The 14,774-nt window shown below is 58.9% G+C and carries 15 protein-coding genes; 1 reads left to right on the top strand and 14 read right to left on the bottom strand.

Annotation, left to right across the window (positions count from 1 at the left end):
- Positions 1-13 precede the first annotated feature (13 nt).
- The 9 genes from accD to J2X71_RS35205 all read right to left on the bottom strand — a co-directional run bounded on the left by accD (position 14) and on the right by J2X71_RS35205 (position 8,564).
- Positions 14-916 (bottom strand): acetyl-CoA carboxylase, carboxyltransferase subunit beta, encoded by a 903-nt coding sequence (gene accD / locus J2X71_RS35245; RefSeq protein ID WP_310389823.1) that lies wholly within the window; start codon positions 914-916, stop codon positions 14-16.
- A 39-nt stretch (positions 917-955) separates the two neighbouring features.
- Positions 956-1,795 (bottom strand): tryptophan synthase subunit alpha, encoded by an 840-nt coding sequence (trpA, locus tag J2X71_RS35240; RefSeq protein ID WP_113322155.1) that lies wholly within the window; start codon positions 1,793-1,795, stop codon positions 956-958.
- A 6-nt stretch (positions 1,796-1,801) separates the two neighbouring features.
- Entirely contained in the window at positions 1,802-3,022 is a 1,221-nt protein-coding gene (gene trpB, locus J2X71_RS35235) for a tryptophan synthase subunit beta (RefSeq protein WP_007813770.1), read from the bottom strand.
- Positions 3,023-3,024: 2 nt separating this feature from the next.
- Positions 3,025-3,693 carry a phosphoribosylanthranilate isomerase gene (locus J2X71_RS35230; RefSeq protein WP_310389820.1) on the bottom strand — a complete coding sequence of 223 codons (669 nt, stop codon included), beginning with the start codon at positions 3,691-3,693 and terminating at the stop codon, positions 3,025-3,027.
- Positions 3,694-3,765: 72 nt separating this feature from the next.
- Positions 3,766-4,524, bottom strand: a complete 759-nt coding sequence (locus tag J2X71_RS35225; protein ID WP_310389818.1) for a M48 family metallopeptidase — start codon at positions 4,522-4,524, stop codon at positions 3,766-3,768.
- A gap of 90 nt (positions 4,525-4,614) precedes the next feature.
- Entirely contained in the window at positions 4,615-5,049 is a 435-nt protein-coding gene (locus J2X71_RS35220) for a DUF2852 domain-containing protein (RefSeq protein ID WP_113300854.1), read from the bottom strand.
- Between the two features lie 144 nt (positions 5,050-5,193).
- Positions 5,194-6,468 carry a polyhydroxyalkanoate depolymerase gene (locus tag J2X71_RS35215; RefSeq protein WP_310389894.1) on the bottom strand — a complete coding sequence of 425 codons (1,275 nt, stop codon included), beginning with the start codon at positions 6,466-6,468 and terminating at the stop codon, positions 5,194-5,196.
- 207 nt (positions 6,469-6,675) lie between these two features.
- On the bottom strand, positions 6,676-7,518 hold the full coding sequence (locus J2X71_RS35210) for a fumarylacetoacetate hydrolase family protein (RefSeq protein WP_037102235.1): 843 nt from the start codon (positions 7,516-7,518) through the stop codon (positions 6,676-6,678).
- Between the two features lie 92 nt (positions 7,519-7,610).
- Positions 7,611-8,564 (bottom strand): glutathione S-transferase family protein, encoded by a 954-nt coding sequence (locus J2X71_RS35205; protein ID WP_310389812.1) that lies wholly within the window; start codon positions 8,562-8,564, stop codon positions 7,611-7,613.
- A gap of 194 nt (positions 8,565-8,758) precedes the next feature.
- Here J2X71_RS35205 and J2X71_RS35200 point away from each other — a divergent pair, with 194 nt between their 5' ends.
- On the top strand, positions 8,759-9,355 hold the full coding sequence (locus tag J2X71_RS35200) for a nitroreductase family protein (RefSeq protein ID WP_310389810.1): 597 nt from the start codon (positions 8,759-8,761) through the stop codon (positions 9,353-9,355).
- A gap of 62 nt (positions 9,356-9,417) precedes the next feature.
- Here J2X71_RS35200 and gyrB read toward each other — a convergent pair whose 3' ends face one another.
- The 5 genes from gyrB to J2X71_RS35175 form a co-directional block, all read right to left on the bottom strand.
- Entirely contained in the window at positions 9,418-11,853 is a 2,436-nt protein-coding gene (gene gyrB / locus J2X71_RS35195) for a DNA topoisomerase (ATP-hydrolyzing) subunit B (RefSeq protein ID WP_310389808.1), read from the bottom strand.
- Between the two features lie 133 nt (positions 11,854-11,986).
- The gene (locus tag J2X71_RS35190) at positions 11,987-12,364 is read right to left on the bottom strand and encodes a helix-turn-helix domain-containing protein (protein ID WP_113322164.1); all 378 of its coding nucleotides are present in this window, start codon (positions 12,362-12,364) and stop codon (positions 11,987-11,989) included.
- Positions 12,361-12,918, bottom strand: coding sequence for a Smr/MutS family protein (locus tag J2X71_RS35185; RefSeq protein ID WP_310389805.1), 558 nt, complete (start codon positions 12,916-12,918; stop codon positions 12,361-12,363). The genes J2X71_RS35190 and J2X71_RS35185 overlap by 4 nt, the downstream gene beginning before the upstream one ends.
- Positions 12,918-14,033 carry a murein transglycosylase A gene (locus J2X71_RS35180; RefSeq protein WP_310389802.1) on the bottom strand — a complete coding sequence of 372 codons (1,116 nt, stop codon included), beginning with the start codon at positions 14,031-14,033 and terminating at the stop codon, positions 12,918-12,920. The genes J2X71_RS35185 and J2X71_RS35180 overlap by 1 nt, the downstream gene beginning before the upstream one ends.
- Entirely contained in the window at positions 14,026-14,730 is a 705-nt protein-coding gene (locus tag J2X71_RS35175) for a Tim44/TimA family putative adaptor protein (RefSeq protein WP_310389800.1), read from the bottom strand. The genes J2X71_RS35180 and J2X71_RS35175 overlap by 8 nt, the downstream gene beginning before the upstream one ends.
- Positions 14,731-14,774: the final 44 nt, after the last annotated feature.

Below are 14,774 nucleotides of genomic sequence, written 5' to 3'. Positions count from 1 at the left end.
TGAGATCTGCTGCTCAGGCGCTCGCCGCCAGAGCAATCACTCCATTGGCATCATTTGCCGCCGCAGCCGGCTTCTTGGTCAGGATTTTCAACAGACGCGCCAGCGTCTCTGGAATATCATGACGCTTGACGACCATGTCGACCACGCCGTGTTCCAGCAGATATTCCGAGGTCTGGAAGCCCTCGGGGAGCTTTTCACGCAGCGTCTGTTCGATGACGCGCTTGCCGGCAAAGCCTATTTCGGCACCCGGTTCCGCCAGATGAATATCGCCAAGCATGGCGTAAGAGGCCGTTACGCCGCCGGTGGTCGGGTTTGTCAGAACCACGATGTAGGGCTGGCCTGCTTCCTTGAGCATGTCGACGGCCACCGTCGTGCGCGGCAGCTGCATCAAGGATAGAATGCCTTCCTGCATACGCGCGCCGCCCGAAGCCGGGAACATGACGAGCGGGCACTTCTCCGCAATCGCGCGTTCGAAGGCTTTGACGATCGCTTCGCCGGCAGCCATGCCAAGCGAACCACCGATGAAATTGAATTCATGAACGACCGCGACGAGCTTCAGGCCCTTCACGCTGCCGAGACCGGCGAGGATCGTATCTTCCTGCTCGGTCTTGAGGCGGCTGTCGCGCAGACGGTCGCTATACTTCTTGGAATCGCGGAACTTTAGCGGATCCTGGGCGACCTTCGGCTGCGGCAAAGCTTCGTATTCGCCGTTGTCGAACAGGTCGGCAAGGCGCGCCTTTGCGGGCATCTTCATGTGGTAGCCGGAAGCGGGAATGACCCACTTGTTGCTTTCCAGGTCCTTGTGAAAAACCATCTCGCCCGTTTCCGGGCACTTGATCCAGAGGTTCTCCGGCACTTCGCGACGGCCCAGCATGGAATTGATCCGCGGGCGAACGTAGTTAGTGATCCAGTTCAACTCGAATACTCCTGATTGACTAGTGCCAATGTGGGGAAACTATTCGGCAGCAACAAGGCGCGCCGAACGCGTTCCTGTGGAAAGACCGCGAACGAGTGTCGCAACGGCCTGAACCGTGTCGGCCGTCGCCTTTCCATCCGCCGTCAGGGTGTTGGCTACCTGATTGACGATCGCGGTACCGACAACCACACCATCGGCCGAAGCACCGATGACCTTTGCGTGCTCTGCCGTCTTGACGCCGAAGCCGACGCAAACGGGCAGATCGGTATGGTCCTTGATGCGCTTGACCGCACCCGAAATCAGCGACGGATCCGGCAGAGCCGAACCGGTGATGCCGTTCATAGAAACGTAATAGACGAAGCCAGACGTGTTCTTCAGCACGGTCGGCAGGCGCTTCTCATCCGTCGTCGGTGTTGCCAGACGAATGAAATTGATGCCCTTCTTCAGCGCGGGGATGCAGAGCTCGTCATCCATTTCCGGCGGCAGGTCGACGATGATCAGACCGTCGATGCCGGATGCCAGCGCATCGTCGAGAAACTTCTCGACGCCGTAGATATAGATCGGATTGTAGTAGCCCATCATGACGATCGGCGTTGCATCGTTGGTGTTGCGGAAGTCGGCAGCGAGCTGCAGCGTCTTCTTCAGCGTTTGACCACCCTTCAGGGCGCGCTGGCCGGCCAACTGGATCGCCGGGCCATCGGCCATCGGATCGGAAAAGGGCATGCCGAGTTCGATGACATCGGAGCCGGCTTCCGGCAGCGCCTTCATGATGCCGAGCGAGGTCTCGTAATCGGGATCGCCACCCATGAAATAGGTTACGAGCGCCGGGCGGCCTTCCGCCTTCAGATCGGCGAAGCGTTTATCCATACGTGCGGTCATGTCTCTTTACTCACCCATTCCCAGGATCTTGCCGACGGTGAAGATGTCCTTGTCGCCACGGCCGGACAGGTTCATCAGAATGATCTCGTCCTTGCCCATCTTGGGCGCGCGCTTGATGACTTCGGCAAGCGCATGCGAAGGCTCGAGCGCGGGAATGATGCCCTCGAGACGAGTCAGTATCTGGAAGGCTTCGAGCGCCTCATGATCCATGATCGGCACGTATTCGGCGCGGCCGATATCGTTGAGCCACGAATGTTCCGGGCCGATGCCAGGATAGTCGAGGCCGGCCGAGATCGAATGGCCTTCCTTGATCTGACCGTCATTGTCCTGCAGCAGATAGGTGCGGTTGCCGTGCAGCACGCCCGGTGAGCCGGCTGTGATCGAGGCGCAGTGCTCATCGCCCTGCAAGCCCTTGCCGCCCGCTTCGACGCCGACGATCTTGACGTCCTTGTCATCGAGGAAAGGATGGAAGATGCCGATCGCATTCGAACCGCCGCCGACCGCAGCGATGACGAGATCTGGGAGGCGGCCCTCGGCCTCAAGGATCTGCTGCTTGGCTTCCGTGCCGATGACCGCCTGGAAATCCCGCACCATTTCCGGATAGGGATGCGGGCCGGCGGCCGTGCCGATCAGATAATAGGTGTCATCGACGTTGGTGACCCAGTCACGCAGCGCCTCATTCATCGCATCCTTCAGCGTGCCGCTACCGGCGGTGACAGGCTTTACTTCGGCACCCAGCAGCTTCATGCGGAAAACGTTCGGCGCCTGACGCTCGACGTCGGTGGCACCCATGTAGACGACACAGGGAAAGCCGAAGCGGGCAGCGACGGTGGCGGAAGCCACGCCGTGCTGGCCAGCGCCAGTCTCGGCGATAATGCGCGTCTTGCCCATGCGCTTGGCGAGCAGAATCTGGCCGATGCAGTTGTTGATCTTGTGCGAGCCGGTATGGTTCAGCTCTTCACGCTTGAAATAGATCTTGGCGCCGCCGAGATGCTGGGTCAGGCGCTCGGCGTAATAGAGCGGGCTCGGGCGGCCGATATAGTGGGTACCGAGCTGCTTCAATTCCGCCTGAAATTCCGGATCGTCCTTCGCCTTGTTCCACTCCTCCTGCAAATCGAGGATCAAAGGCATCAGGGTTTCGGCCACGAAGCGGCCCCCATAAATGCCGAAGCGTCCGTCTTCGTCCGGACCGGCGCGGAAGGAATTCGGTTTAGGCGTCTCGTTCACTTTCAACTCCCTGAGGTCGTTTCAGGCAGGCATGCCTGTTCAACCGCATCGAAAAATTCATCGATCATGTCCAGGCTCTTCACGCCCGGCGCACTCTCGACACCAGAGGCAGTATCGACACCTGGCGCCTTCGTCATTGCAAGCGCCTGTCCGACATTGGCCTTGTTGAGCCCACCGGAAAGCATGTAGTCGACATTGCCGTCAAGCCAGGTGAGCAGACCCCAATCAAAGGAAACGCCATTGCCGCCCGGTAGTTCAGATCCTTTTGGCGGCTTGGCATCGAAGAGGAAGCAGTCGGCGATGCCAATATAGGCCTCGACCCTCTTCAGGTCGTCGGTGCTGCGGACCGACAAGGCCTTGATCACAGGGATGCCATACATCGCCTTGATGGTCAGCACGCGCTCAGGGCTCTCGCTACCATGGAGCTGCAGCATATCCGGGCGCAAAAGTGCAACGATTTCATCAAGATCATCATTGCTCGGATCGACCACGACAGCGACGATCTTCGCCTTGCCTCGCGCAGGTTCCGCGAGCTTGCCGGCAATGTCCGGCTCGACGTAACGCGGGCTTTTCTGGAAAAAATTGAAGCCGATATACGTCGCTCCGCGCTTCAATGCGCGCTCGACAGTCTCAGGCGTCTTCAAACCGCAGATCTTGATATCCGGTCTCATGGCAGCGAAGTGACACGAAACGGGCGAAGAGTCGAGCCAATTTGCAATGGCGGCCGCATTTAACGGCGGGGCTTAATCGAACTCTATGGCGTGCAGCTGACTGCCGTGACGCTTCAGCCAGGACTTCGCCTCTTCCATGTGCGGGCAGAGCTTCTTGCAGAGCGCCCAGAAGTGTGGACCGTGGTTCATTTCCTTCAGATGCGCGACCTCATGGGCGGCGAGATAATCAATCACCAAAGGCGGCGCCATGACGATGCGCCAGGAGAAGCTCAGATTTCCTTCCGAAGAGCAGGAACCCCAGCGGCTGCGAGTATCTTTCATCGAAATTGAGCGGATCGGCGCCTTGATGGAACCGGCATGCAGCCGCGACAATCTCTCAAGATCGCTGCGCGCCTCCTTCTTGAGGAAGGTCGCGATGCGCCGGCCGATATGTTCCGGCATGCCGCTGACGCGAAGTACCGGTTTGCCGTCCATCACGACAGCCTCAGTCAGTCCACGGAGGCTGCCTGTGTGCTCGATGCGATGTCTGACACCGCGAAAGAGAATTTCGCCGCCGTCGCGCAGGCCCGCATCCGTCGAGAATTTCGCAAGCTTGGTCAGCAGCCAGCCCTGATGCCGATCAAGGAAGGCGTTGACTTCGCGGGCGGCAAGCCCCTTCGGCACCGTCATCTTCAATGCACGGCCGCCCGGCTCGATACGGAGCGTGATCCGGGTTGCCCGATCATGCTGCTTGATCGTCAAGGGCATCAGACGGCCGGCGACATCCAGCGTCCGCTTTTCGGGCGGCGACGGCTTTTTCGTCGTACGGCGGATCTTCGGAAGCGGAAACATAGGGGTTTTCTATACGATTCGGGAGAAATCCGGGCAAAGAAAAACCGGCATCGTATCCGATGCCGGCCGTAGATTCTTTGTGATCACGCCTTACGGCGTCTGGTATTCGGCGACCGGGCCATTATCGTCGCGTCGGTTGTTCTTGCGCTCGCGCATGAAGCGATCGAATTCTTCCTGATCCTTGGCGCGACGAAGCTCGCGCAGGTAGGAATCGAATTCCTCACGCATTTCATCAAGCTTGCGGCGCTCTTCTTCCATGCGATCGAGCTCGGCCTTGCGCCAATCGTCGAAGGCGACGTTGCCCGTCGAGAAATGCGGGCGGTGACGGCCGTGCGAACGGCGGCAGCCTGCAAAGAAGCCATCCGTTGCCTGGTTGACGTCACGCTTGAAGCCACGCAGCCGCTCGCCGAAGATGATATAGGCAAGCATGGCCAGCCCCAGAGGCCAGAAAACCATGAAGCCGAGGATCATCAAGGCAACGGTAGCCGGAGTCCAATCCGGGCGAAGCAATGCTGACTGGTTCATCGTGCGGTATCCTCGCGTTCAGCACCCGACAGGATGCCGAGTGCTGAAAAAACAGATGGTTACCGCGGAACCGGCCTTCAAGACGATTTCAGGTTAAATCGAACAAGACCTTGAATCGATGGCATTAAATCAGCGTTTTCTAACTCACGCCGATTTGCCGCCCTTAATGACGCGCTGGACCGGTGGCTTCTTGGCGCGGGAATGCTGGCGCGTGAAGCTGACGATGCGGGGCGCGATCTCGCGGCGGAAGCGGGAACCGTTGAAGACGCCATAGTGGCCGACATCCGGCTGCAGGTAATGCATGCGCATGTGCTCAGGGACGTTTACGCAGATGGTCTGGGCTGCATGCGTCTGGCCGACACCGGAGATATCGTCGTTCTCGCCTTCTACGGTCAGCAAGGCCACGTTGCGGATGGCCGAGGGATCAACAAGCTTGCCGCGATGCATCAACTCGCCTTTCGGCAGCGCATGCTTCATGAAGACCTGCTCCACGGTCTGCAGATAAAATTCCGCGGTGAGGTCCATGACGGCGAGATATTCGTCATAGAAATCGCGGTGCTTTTCCGGTTCGCCGTCGTTCTTCACCAGATGCATGAAGAATTCTTTGTGGGCGATCAAATGCCGGTCGAGGTTCATCGACATGAAGCCGGAAAGCTGCAGGAAACCCGGATAGACAGATCGCATGAAGCCCGGCTGCGGCCAGGGCACGTTCATGACGACATTATCGGCAAACCATTCGAGCGGCCGTTCCTTGGCAAGATTGTTGACGGCTGTCGGATTAATGCGGGTATCGATCGGACCGCCCATCAGCGTCATGGACGACGGGGCGAGCGGATCCTTGGCCTCTTCCATGATTGCGGCAGCGGCCAGCACCGGCACGGAGGGCTGACAGACGGCGACAACATGGGTGTCATGGCCGAGGAAATGCAGCATCTCGATGACGTAGTCGATATAATCGGAAAGGTCGAAGGTGCCTTCGGTCATCGGCACCATGCGCGCATCGATCCAGTCCGTGATGTAGATATCGGCGCTGGGCAGAAGGGCCTCGACGGTGCCACGCAGCAGCGTCGCATAATGGCCGGACATCGGCGCGACGATGAGGATGCGCGGGTCGCCGCTGTGGCCGGCCGGAACATCGCGGGAGAAATGGAGGAGATTACAGAAGGAGCGCGCCCAGACGACTTCCTCGCGCACGGAAACCTTCTTGCCGTCGATGACAGTCTCATTGAGCCCGAATTCCGGCTTGCCGTAACGGCGCGTCGTGCGCTCGAACATTTCGAGACTGGCCGAAATGGTGCGCCCTAGCGGGGTCTGTGAGAAGGGGTTCAGCGGATTGGAATAGGCAAAACGCATGATATCTGCTGCAGCGCGGAAAGGAGCCAACGCTGCATGGTTCAATTCATAAAGCTGGTAGAACATGGAGGGCGCCACCTTTCTCTATCCGGCAAAGACGACGCCAATTGAAGGGCACCGGACTCTTTCCGTTAACGCTGGCACATCAACGTAGGCTAACAGGTTTTTGTTGCACAGCAACATAACATTACAGTTTGAAAGAAAAATGCCGGAAAATTGATCTCCGGCATTATCTTGGCGCACAAAGTTTAAGCTTTTCAGCAAGAAAAGTCGTTAACGGTCTGCTACGAAGAGCTGCTTCTGGGTGCCGAGACCTTCGATACCGAGTTCGACGACGTCGCCGTCCTTCAGGTAACGCGGCGGCTTCATGCCCATGCCGACACCTGGAGGCGTACCCGTCGAGATAACGTCGCCCGGATGCAGGGACATGAACTGGCTGAGATAGGACACGACGAAAGCCACGCCATAGACCATGGTTTTCGTGGAACCGTTCTGCATCGTCTGGCCGTTGACCTTGAGCCACATGCCGAGGTTCTGCGGATCGGCAACTTCGTCTTTGGTGACGAGCCATGGGCCGATCGGTCCGAAGGTGTCGCAGGATTTACCCTTGGTCCACTGGCCCGAACGCTCGGTCTGGAAGGCGCGCTCGGAGACGTCGTCGGAAACGCAGTAACCGGCAACGTAATCCAGCGCTTCGGCCTCGCTCACGTATTTCGCGGTTTTGCCGATAACCACGCCAAGTTCGACTTCCCAGTCGGTCTTTTCAGAACCGCGCGGGATCAGCACATTGTCGTTGGGACCAACGATCGCTGAAGTCGCCTTCATGAAGATAACGGGTTCGGGCGGCACGGTCGCGCCGGTCTCGGCCGCATGGTCGGAGTAGTTCAGGCCGATGCAGATGAATTTGCCGGTGCCGGCAACACAGGCGCCGATGCGGCCGGGCGCCAGTTCCGGCAGGCTCTTAGGGTCAAGGGCCGCGATTTTCGCAAGACCTGCCGGCGTGATCGCCTCGCCGCCGATATCGGCCACGTGCGCGGAAAGGTCACGGATCTTGCCATCGGCATCGAGCAGGGCCGGCTTTTCGCGGCCCGCTTCTCCAACGCGCATCAGCTTCATGAATATCCTCCTCAATGGAAAGTAGATGCGCCACCTATGAACGAATTATTCATCGGTGTCATTATGACTTGCCACGGAAGCGGTACGCCCGCTTAGAAAATTTCCGCCAGCGATGGGCCAACCGGGACAATGCGTGTCGGGTTGAGGCTCTCGATCGAATAATAGCCGCGCTTGATATGATCGAAATTCACGGTCTCAGCAATACCGGGCCAATCCAGCATCCGCCGGCAAAAGGACCTAAGGTTGGTATAGTCGGAGAGACGCCGCAGATTGCATTTGAAGAGACCGTGATAGGCGACATCGAAACGCACCAGCGTGACGAACAGGCGGATATCGGCTTCCGTCGGATGGTCGGCAAACAAGAAGCTGCGTCCTTCGAGCTGCGGTTCGATCCAGTCGAGGCAAGCGAAAACCTCGGCAAAGGCCTCTTCATAGGCAATCTGGGTCGTTGCGAATCCGGTGCGATAAACGCCATTGTTCAAGGACGAATAGATACGCTCGTTGAAGGCATCGATTTCACCGCGTCGAGCGACCGGATAAAGATCGAGACCGCCGCGGGCAAGATCGCCAAAGCCGCTGTTCAGCATGCGCAGAATGTCGGAGGATTCATTGTTGACGATCGTTGCACGCTTTTTGTCCCATAGAACGGGGACCGTTGCTCGCCCGGTAAAATGGGGATCCGCTTTTGTGTAGATCTCGTGCATGTAGATGACGCCGTTCAGCTCATCCGAAGTCGCGCCGGGATAATCGCCAAAACGCCAGCCCTGCTTGCTGAGCGTCGGCTCGACGATCGAAACCGAGATGACGTCTTCGAGCCGCTTGAGCTTGCGGCCGATCAGCGTGCGAGAAGCCCAGGGGCAGATATAGGCGACGTAAAGATGATAGCGTCCGGCTTCCTCGGCAAAACCGCCCTCACCCGTCGGACCTGCGCTGCCGTCAGGTGTCACCCAGTTGCGGAATCTCGATATCTGACGGACGAAACCACCCTTCTCATCCTTCGCCTGGACCGGCTGCCAGTCTTCGGTCCATTTCCCATTCACCAGCATGCCGTATCTCCAGATCGATCGGATTTGACGCTGCTTTACCGGGAGTTCCTCGCGCGCGTAAGGCCAGTTTCTGGAAACAGATTGTGCACTGGCTGTGACCAAACTTTGCTTGCCAAGCAAGCGAGCGCCGAAATATCACTTAAGTGATCTCCGCAATGGAATCCCCCATCCATCGCCAACTTCCGGAAGCCAGCATGACGAAAGCCAATAGCCGCGAATCCGAATATCCAATCGATCCGATGTTTCTCGACCGTTGGTCGCCCCGCGCCTTTACCGGCGAGATCATCGAGGAAGCCCAGCTTCTGACGCTTCTCGACGCCGCACACTGGGCGCCGTCTTCGGCAAATATGCAGCCCTGGCGGTTCCTCTACGCCTTAAAAGGCTCCGAGCACTGGGAAGAATTCGTGAGCCTGCTCGCCGAAGCCAATCAGGAATGGGCGAAGAACGCTTCAGCGCTGATCTTCGTAGTCTCACGCAGCTTCAACGGCGCGCGCAGCGAGGGACGGTCAAGCTATACGCACTCTTTCGATGCCGGCACAGCCTGGGGCTATCTTGCCATGCAGGCCCGCATTTCCGGCTTCCATGCCCATGGCATGGGCGGCATCAAGCATGACGAGATCAAGGAAAAGCTTGAAGTCCCCGATGGTTACCGCGTTGAAGCCGGCATTGCCGTCGGTCGCATCGCCGACAAGGGCATCCTTTCCGAGCGCAACCGGGAGCGCGAATTCCCGAGCCAGCGCAAGCCGCTCTCGGAGGTCGCCTTCAACGGCCATTTCATCGGCAACGATTGATCGCAAAATAAAAAGCCCCGCAAGCCTGATGGCTGCGGGGCTTTTTCGCGACTGATTTTTGGTCATATATCGAGGTTTGCGACGCTCAGCGCATTGTCCTGGATGAATTCGCGCCGCGGCTCGACTTCATCGCCCATCAGGCGCGCAAAAAGGCCGTCGGCATCGGTCGCATCGTTGACCTTGACCTGCAGCAGCGAGCGAACGTTCGGATCGAGCGTCGTTTCCCAGAGCTGTTCGGCGTTCATTTCGCCGAGACCCTTATAGCGCTGCATCGTCAGGCCCTTCCGGCCGCTTGCGAAAACTGCATCGAGAAGGGCGCGTGGACCGGAAATTTCGACATCGCCATCCCGTCGGCTCAGCGCCGGCGGCGTCTGATAGATTTCCTTCATCCGCGGCGTGAGTTGGTCGATAAAACGGGCATCCTGGGAGCCGATCAGCGCCATATCGAGCACGATGACCTCCTTGACGCCGCGAACCATGCGCTCGAGGCGGATACCGCCCTCGCTGGTGAGGCTGCCTTCCCAACCACGCTCGGTTTCCTCGGCGATGATGTCGAGACGCTTTGCCACCTCGATTGCCAGTTCCTGGGCACGTTCGGCATTGCTGACGGTTTCGGCATTGAGCGCGCCGGCGATTGCCGCCTGTTCGACGACCGCACGATTGTAGCGCGAATGCAGGTTGTCGAGTAGCGCGCGCAGGCGCAGGGCATCGTGAATGACCTCATTCAGATCCTGGCCGACACGGACTTCGCCGCTGGCGAGCTTCAGCGCCGCATCTTCCAGACCCTGGCCGATCAGATAATCTTCCAGCGCTTTTTCGTTCTTGACGTACTGGACCGACTTGCCACGCGACACCTTATAGAGCGGCGGCTGGGCGATGTAGAGGTGGCCGCGCTCGATCAGTTCCGGCATCTGGCGGAAGAAGAAGGTGAGCAGCAGCGTGCGAATGTGGGCGCCGTCGACGTCGGCATCCGTCATGATGATGATCTTATGGTAGCGCAGCTTTTCGACATTGAACTCGTCCTTGCCGATTCCGGTGCCGAGCGCAGTGATAAGCGTGCCGATTTCCTGGCTCGACAGCATCTTGTCAAAGCGTGCACGCTCGACATTCAGGATCTTACCGCGCAGCGGCAGGATCGCCTGATTTTCGCGCGAGCGCCCCTGCTTTGCAGAACCGCCTGCCGAGTCACCCTCGACGAGGAAGACTTCAGACTTGGCCGGATCGCGCTCCGAGCAGTCGGCGAGCTTGCCGGGCAGCGAGGCGATATCGAGCGCACCCTTGCGGCGCGTCAGTTCGCGCGCCTTGCGGGCGGCTTCACGGGCGGCGGCGGCTTCAACGACCTTGCCGACGAGAATCTTGGCTTCGCTCGGATGTTCCTCGAACCAGGTATTCAAGGCCTCATTGACGAGGCTTTCGACGACAGGGCGAACTTCCGACGAAACTAGTTTGTCTTTCGTCTGCGATGAGAATTTTGGATCCGGTACCTTTACCGATAGAACTGCGGTCAGACCTTCGCGACAATCTTCGCCCTGCAGCGTCACCTTTTCCTTTTTCGTAATGCCGGAATTATCGGCATAGGAAACGACCTGACGCGTCAGTGCGGCGCGGAAGCCGGCCATATGCGTGCCGCCATCGCGCTGGGGGATGTTGTTGGTGAAGCAAAGCACGTTCTCGTGATAGCTGTCGTTCCACCACATGGCCACCTCGACGGTAATGCCATCCTTCTCGCCGCGGATCGCAACGGGCTTTTCGACGAGCGGCTTCTTGGCGCGGTCGAGATAGGAAACGAAGGCCTCGAGGCCGCCGTCATACATCATCTCTTCCTGCTTGATGTCGGAATGGCGCTTGTCCGTCAGCAGAATGCGGACGCCGGAGTTGAGGAAGGCCAGTTCGCGCAGGCGGTGCTCAAGTGTGCCGTAGTCGAACTCCGTCATGGTGAAGGTTCCGGTGCTCGGCATGAAGCTGACTTCCGTGCCGGTCTCGTTGCCCGCTTCGCCCGTCACCTTCAACGGAGCATCCGCAACGCCGTGGGTGAAGCTCATCTCATGTACCTTGCCCTGGCGACGGATCTTCAGCTTCAGCCAGACGGACAGTGCATTGACGACCGAAACGCCGACGCCGTGCAGACCACCCGAAACCTTATAGGAATTCTGGTCGAACTTACCGCCGGCATGGAGCTGGGTCATGATGACCTCAGCTGCCGACACGCCTTCGCCGCTGTGAATATCGGTCGGGATGCCGCGGCCGTTATCCGTCACGGTCACAGAGCCATCGGGATTGAGCGTAACGGTGACGATGTCGGCATGGCCGGCCAAGGCTTCATCGATCGCGTTATCGACGACTTCATAGACCATGTGGTGGAGGCCCGAGCCGTCGTCGGTATCGCCGATATACATACCGGGGCGCTTGCGCACGGCATCGAGGCCCTTCAGGACCTTGATGGAGTCTGCGCCATATTCGGTGTTTACGCCGTTTTCCGTCGCGGGTGCATCGGTCATTCTGTCGAGGTTTTCCCTGTTGTCACAAGCAACGGCGCGCCTTGCGAATCACCGGCTTTTTCAATGTCGAATATAGGTTTTTTGCAGCGAGTTCCCAATGGCAAGGCCCTAAAACAAGGCATAAATCAGGGGATTATGACGCTTTTCCGTCCCCTTTGCCGTCATTTTCAAGAAGCGCCGATAACCGGGCGATATCGGCGCTGTCAAGGCTGCGAATTCGCTTGGCCAGACGATTGGCAAATTCGGTATATTCGGGCGGCAGGCCCGATGTATCGACGACCACGCGCGGATCGGAAGAGCCGGCAACGAGGAAGAGCTCTTCGGCCTCGTCCCAGATGATGTTGAAGTAGCCGGCGATGCGCTGCAGCAGATCGAAGCTCGGCACGCCGCGCTTTCCATGCTCGAGCGCCGAGAGATAGGCAGGCGAAACATTGAGCGCCGCCGCCATCTGTTTCTGCGTCACGCCCTTGCGGGCGCGCAGCTTGCGAACTGCTTCTGCAAACGGCGTCACGATGTTTCCCCGGCCCGCCGCGAGAGGCGGATATAGAGGGCGCCCGCGCCGCCATGATGTTGGGCCGCTGGTTCATAGGACGAAATCAGAAAACGGAATTCCGGCTTGGAGAACCAGAGCGGCACCGCGCGCTTCAAGGCGCCTTCGCTGCCCATGGATCTGCCCTTGCCTGTGATGACGAGGACGTGCCGCATGCCGCGTTCATGCGCGCGGATCAGGAAATCGAGCAGGAAGGAATGCGCTTCGCTCTGGACCATACCGTGAAGATCGATCCGTGCTTCCAGCGCCAGCTTGCCTTTGGCGATCCTGCGCTTGACCGGCCGCTCCAGTGGATGGTGGACGCCCGAGGGCTGTTTTACGGGCGTCTGAGCTACCGATTGCTGCGGAACCGGGGCGGCCGTCTTCTGCTTTTGCGCCTTTTCCTGTTCGGCCTCCGCCAGGAAGGCGTCGAGCGCAGTCAGTTCATCCGTCTTGCCTGGCATGGGCCGGGTACTGCGGGCGACCCTTCCCCAGAGGATTCTCTCGTCTGAGCTGAGCTTGCGGTCCTTCGCCATCAGAGGAACCTCGCTGCAGCGGCATTGGGGATGAGAATTGCGAAATCGGCATCGTTGCGTACCGTTCCCGCCAACTCGCCTGCAGCATGGCCCGAACCGGTGAAAATGTCGCCGCGCGCGGGACCGACAATTGCCGAACCAGTGTCCAGCGCCAGCATCAGCCGCTGAAACGGCTTACTGGCATCGAGATGCGTCAGGCTTTCGGAGCGGATGAAGAATGGAAAACCGAAAGTATGGATCAGGCGGTCGACGGCGAGCGAACGCCCCGCAAGCAGCGGCACCTTCGCGGCTGCGATCGGTCCGGCATTCGGGTTGTCCACCGGTGCTCCCCGGAAGAAAATATAGGATCGGTTATGCCAGAGGACTTCGTCGAATTGGTCCAGATGGGTGGCAAGCCATGCGCGGACCGACTGCATGGAAATTCTCGCCCGCTCGATCTCGCCACGGTCGATCAATAGCTTGCCGATCGCCGAAAATGGGTGGCCGGCTTTGGCGGCGTAGGTGATGCGGCCGATCCTGCCATCCGGATAGCGCATACGGGCAGCACCCTGCACATGGACGAAGAAAAGATCGACCTTCGATTTCGCCCAGGCGATCTCAAGACCACGGCCCTCAAGATAGCCCTGATCGATGTCGTGGCGATCCGGATAGGCATCGATCAGCCCATCACGCAAGCGTCCAAATGCGTAGGAGCCATCAAACTGCGCGGGGCGATTTTGATCATCGAGATCGATGAGATCATCCGGGCGCCGGTAGATCGGAAAACGGAAGGTCGCATCCTGTCTGTCGGAAACTTCAATTTCGGGTTCGTAGAAGGCGGTGACGAAACCACTGACGCCGTCAGCCCGGACAATCCGGAATGGCTGGCAGTGCTTTTCAAAAAAGCCACGCGCTTCCTCCGGCGAAGACGGGCGAAATGTCTCTGCTTCCTCCAGCAATGGAAGGAGATCAGCTGAACTCAGCCCCAGCGAACCGGTACGATAAGGTTTCGTTTCGGAAATATGCCGGCGACAGGTAGCCATGACTTCAAAAAGGCTGGAGGGATCGTCATCCCTCCAGCCTTCCATTGCGTCGAAACTGACTGCCTGAAGGGCAAAGCCGGCTGCGTCAGTCATGTTCCGATTCAGTCGCGACGAGTTTCCAGTTGGGGTCGCGCGATCGCGTATCGCGAGCGAACGTCCAGAGATCGTTGACCTCCGCGACATTCTCAGCATCGCCGTCGATCAGCGTGTCGTTCTTGTCGTAGGAGGCAGAGATCAGCTGACTGATGATGCGAACGGTGATCTGCGCCTCGCTGCCTTTGGTCTCGGCATGGGTGATCTCAGCCTTGTCGATGCCCACGAAAGTGGACTTCATCTTCTCGCCCTTGTTTTCGCGATCGCTGATCGCCGCGTCGAAGCCGTCATAGACTTCTCGGGAGAGAAGGTTCTTCAGCGATTTGCGGTCACCATCAGCAAAGGCCATCACGATCATCTCGTAGGCCATACGGGCGCCATTCAAGAATTCCTTCGGGTCGAAGGAGGGATCGGCTCTGTTGAGCGCGCGCAGCGATTCGTTCAGCGGCGTGCCGGCCGGTGCGAAAGCGTCGATGGCGGAAAAGCGGTCTTCCTCTTCCCCGTTCACATCGCGCCGCGGCAGGGTTACGACCTTGCCGGCATCGGCACTGTCGTTCTGCACGGCATCCCGTGGCGTATAGAGATCACGCGGCGGCTTCTCATTTCCCGTGCGGCGTCCGAGAACGGATCGAAGCTGAAAGAAAATCAGCACCGCCGCCACCAAGAAAAATAATGTGATGAAGTCGTTTGAACTCATATCCCGCCGTTCACTGTTAACATCCCTGATTTCTACCCCCATAT

The sequence above is a fragment of the Rhizobium sp. 1399 genome, from assembly GCF_031455475.1.
Lineage (GTDB): Bacteria > Pseudomonadota > Alphaproteobacteria > Rhizobiales > Rhizobiaceae > Rhizobium.
Note: the sequence above shows the minus strand (reverse complement) of the source record. Positions and strands in the feature narration are given on the sequence as shown.

Excerpts from the sequence above, each read along its gene's own strand:
- trpA (WP_113322155.1), bottom strand. The coding sequence starts at position 1,795 with ATGACCGCACGTATGGATAAACGCTTCGCCGATCTGAAGGCGGAAGGC.
- J2X71_RS35230 (WP_310389820.1), bottom strand. The coding sequence starts at position 3,693 with ATGAGACCGGATATCAAGATCTGCGGTTTGAAGACGCCTGAGACTGTC.
- J2X71_RS35225 (WP_310389818.1), bottom strand. The coding sequence starts at position 4,524 with ATGTTTCCGCTTCCGAAGATCCGCCGTACGACGAAAAAGCCGTCGCCG.
- J2X71_RS35220 (WP_113300854.1), bottom strand. The coding sequence starts at position 5,049 with ATGAACCAGTCAGCATTGCTTCGCCCGGATTGGACTCCGGCTACCGTT.
- J2X71_RS35215 (WP_310389894.1), bottom strand. The coding sequence starts at position 6,468 with ATGTTCTACCAGCTTTATGAATTGAACCATGCAGCGTTGGCTCCTTTC.
- J2X71_RS35210 (WP_037102235.1), bottom strand. The coding sequence starts at position 7,518 with ATGAAGCTGATGCGCGTTGGAGAAGCGGGCCGCGAAAAGCCGGCCCTG.
- J2X71_RS35205 (WP_310389812.1), bottom strand. The coding sequence starts at position 8,564 with ATGCTGGTGAATGGGAAATGGACCGAAGACTGGCAGCCGGTCCAGGCG.
- J2X71_RS35200 (WP_310389810.1), top strand. The coding sequence starts at position 8,759 with ATGACGAAAGCCAATAGCCGCGAATCCGAATATCCAATCGATCCGATG.
- gyrB (WP_310389808.1), bottom strand. The coding sequence starts at position 11,853 with ATGACCGATGCACCCGCGACGGAAAACGGCGTAAACACCGAATATGGC.
- J2X71_RS35185 (WP_310389805.1), bottom strand. The coding sequence starts at position 12,918 with ATGGCGAAGGACCGCAAGCTCAGCTCAGACGAGAGAATCCTCTGGGGA.
- J2X71_RS35180 (WP_310389802.1), bottom strand. The coding sequence starts at position 14,033 with ATGACTGACGCAGCCGGCTTTGCCCTTCAGGCAGTCAGTTTCGACGCA.
- J2X71_RS35175 (WP_310389800.1), bottom strand. The coding sequence starts at position 14,730 with ATGAGTTCAAACGACTTCATCACATTATTTTTCTTGGTGGCGGCGGTG.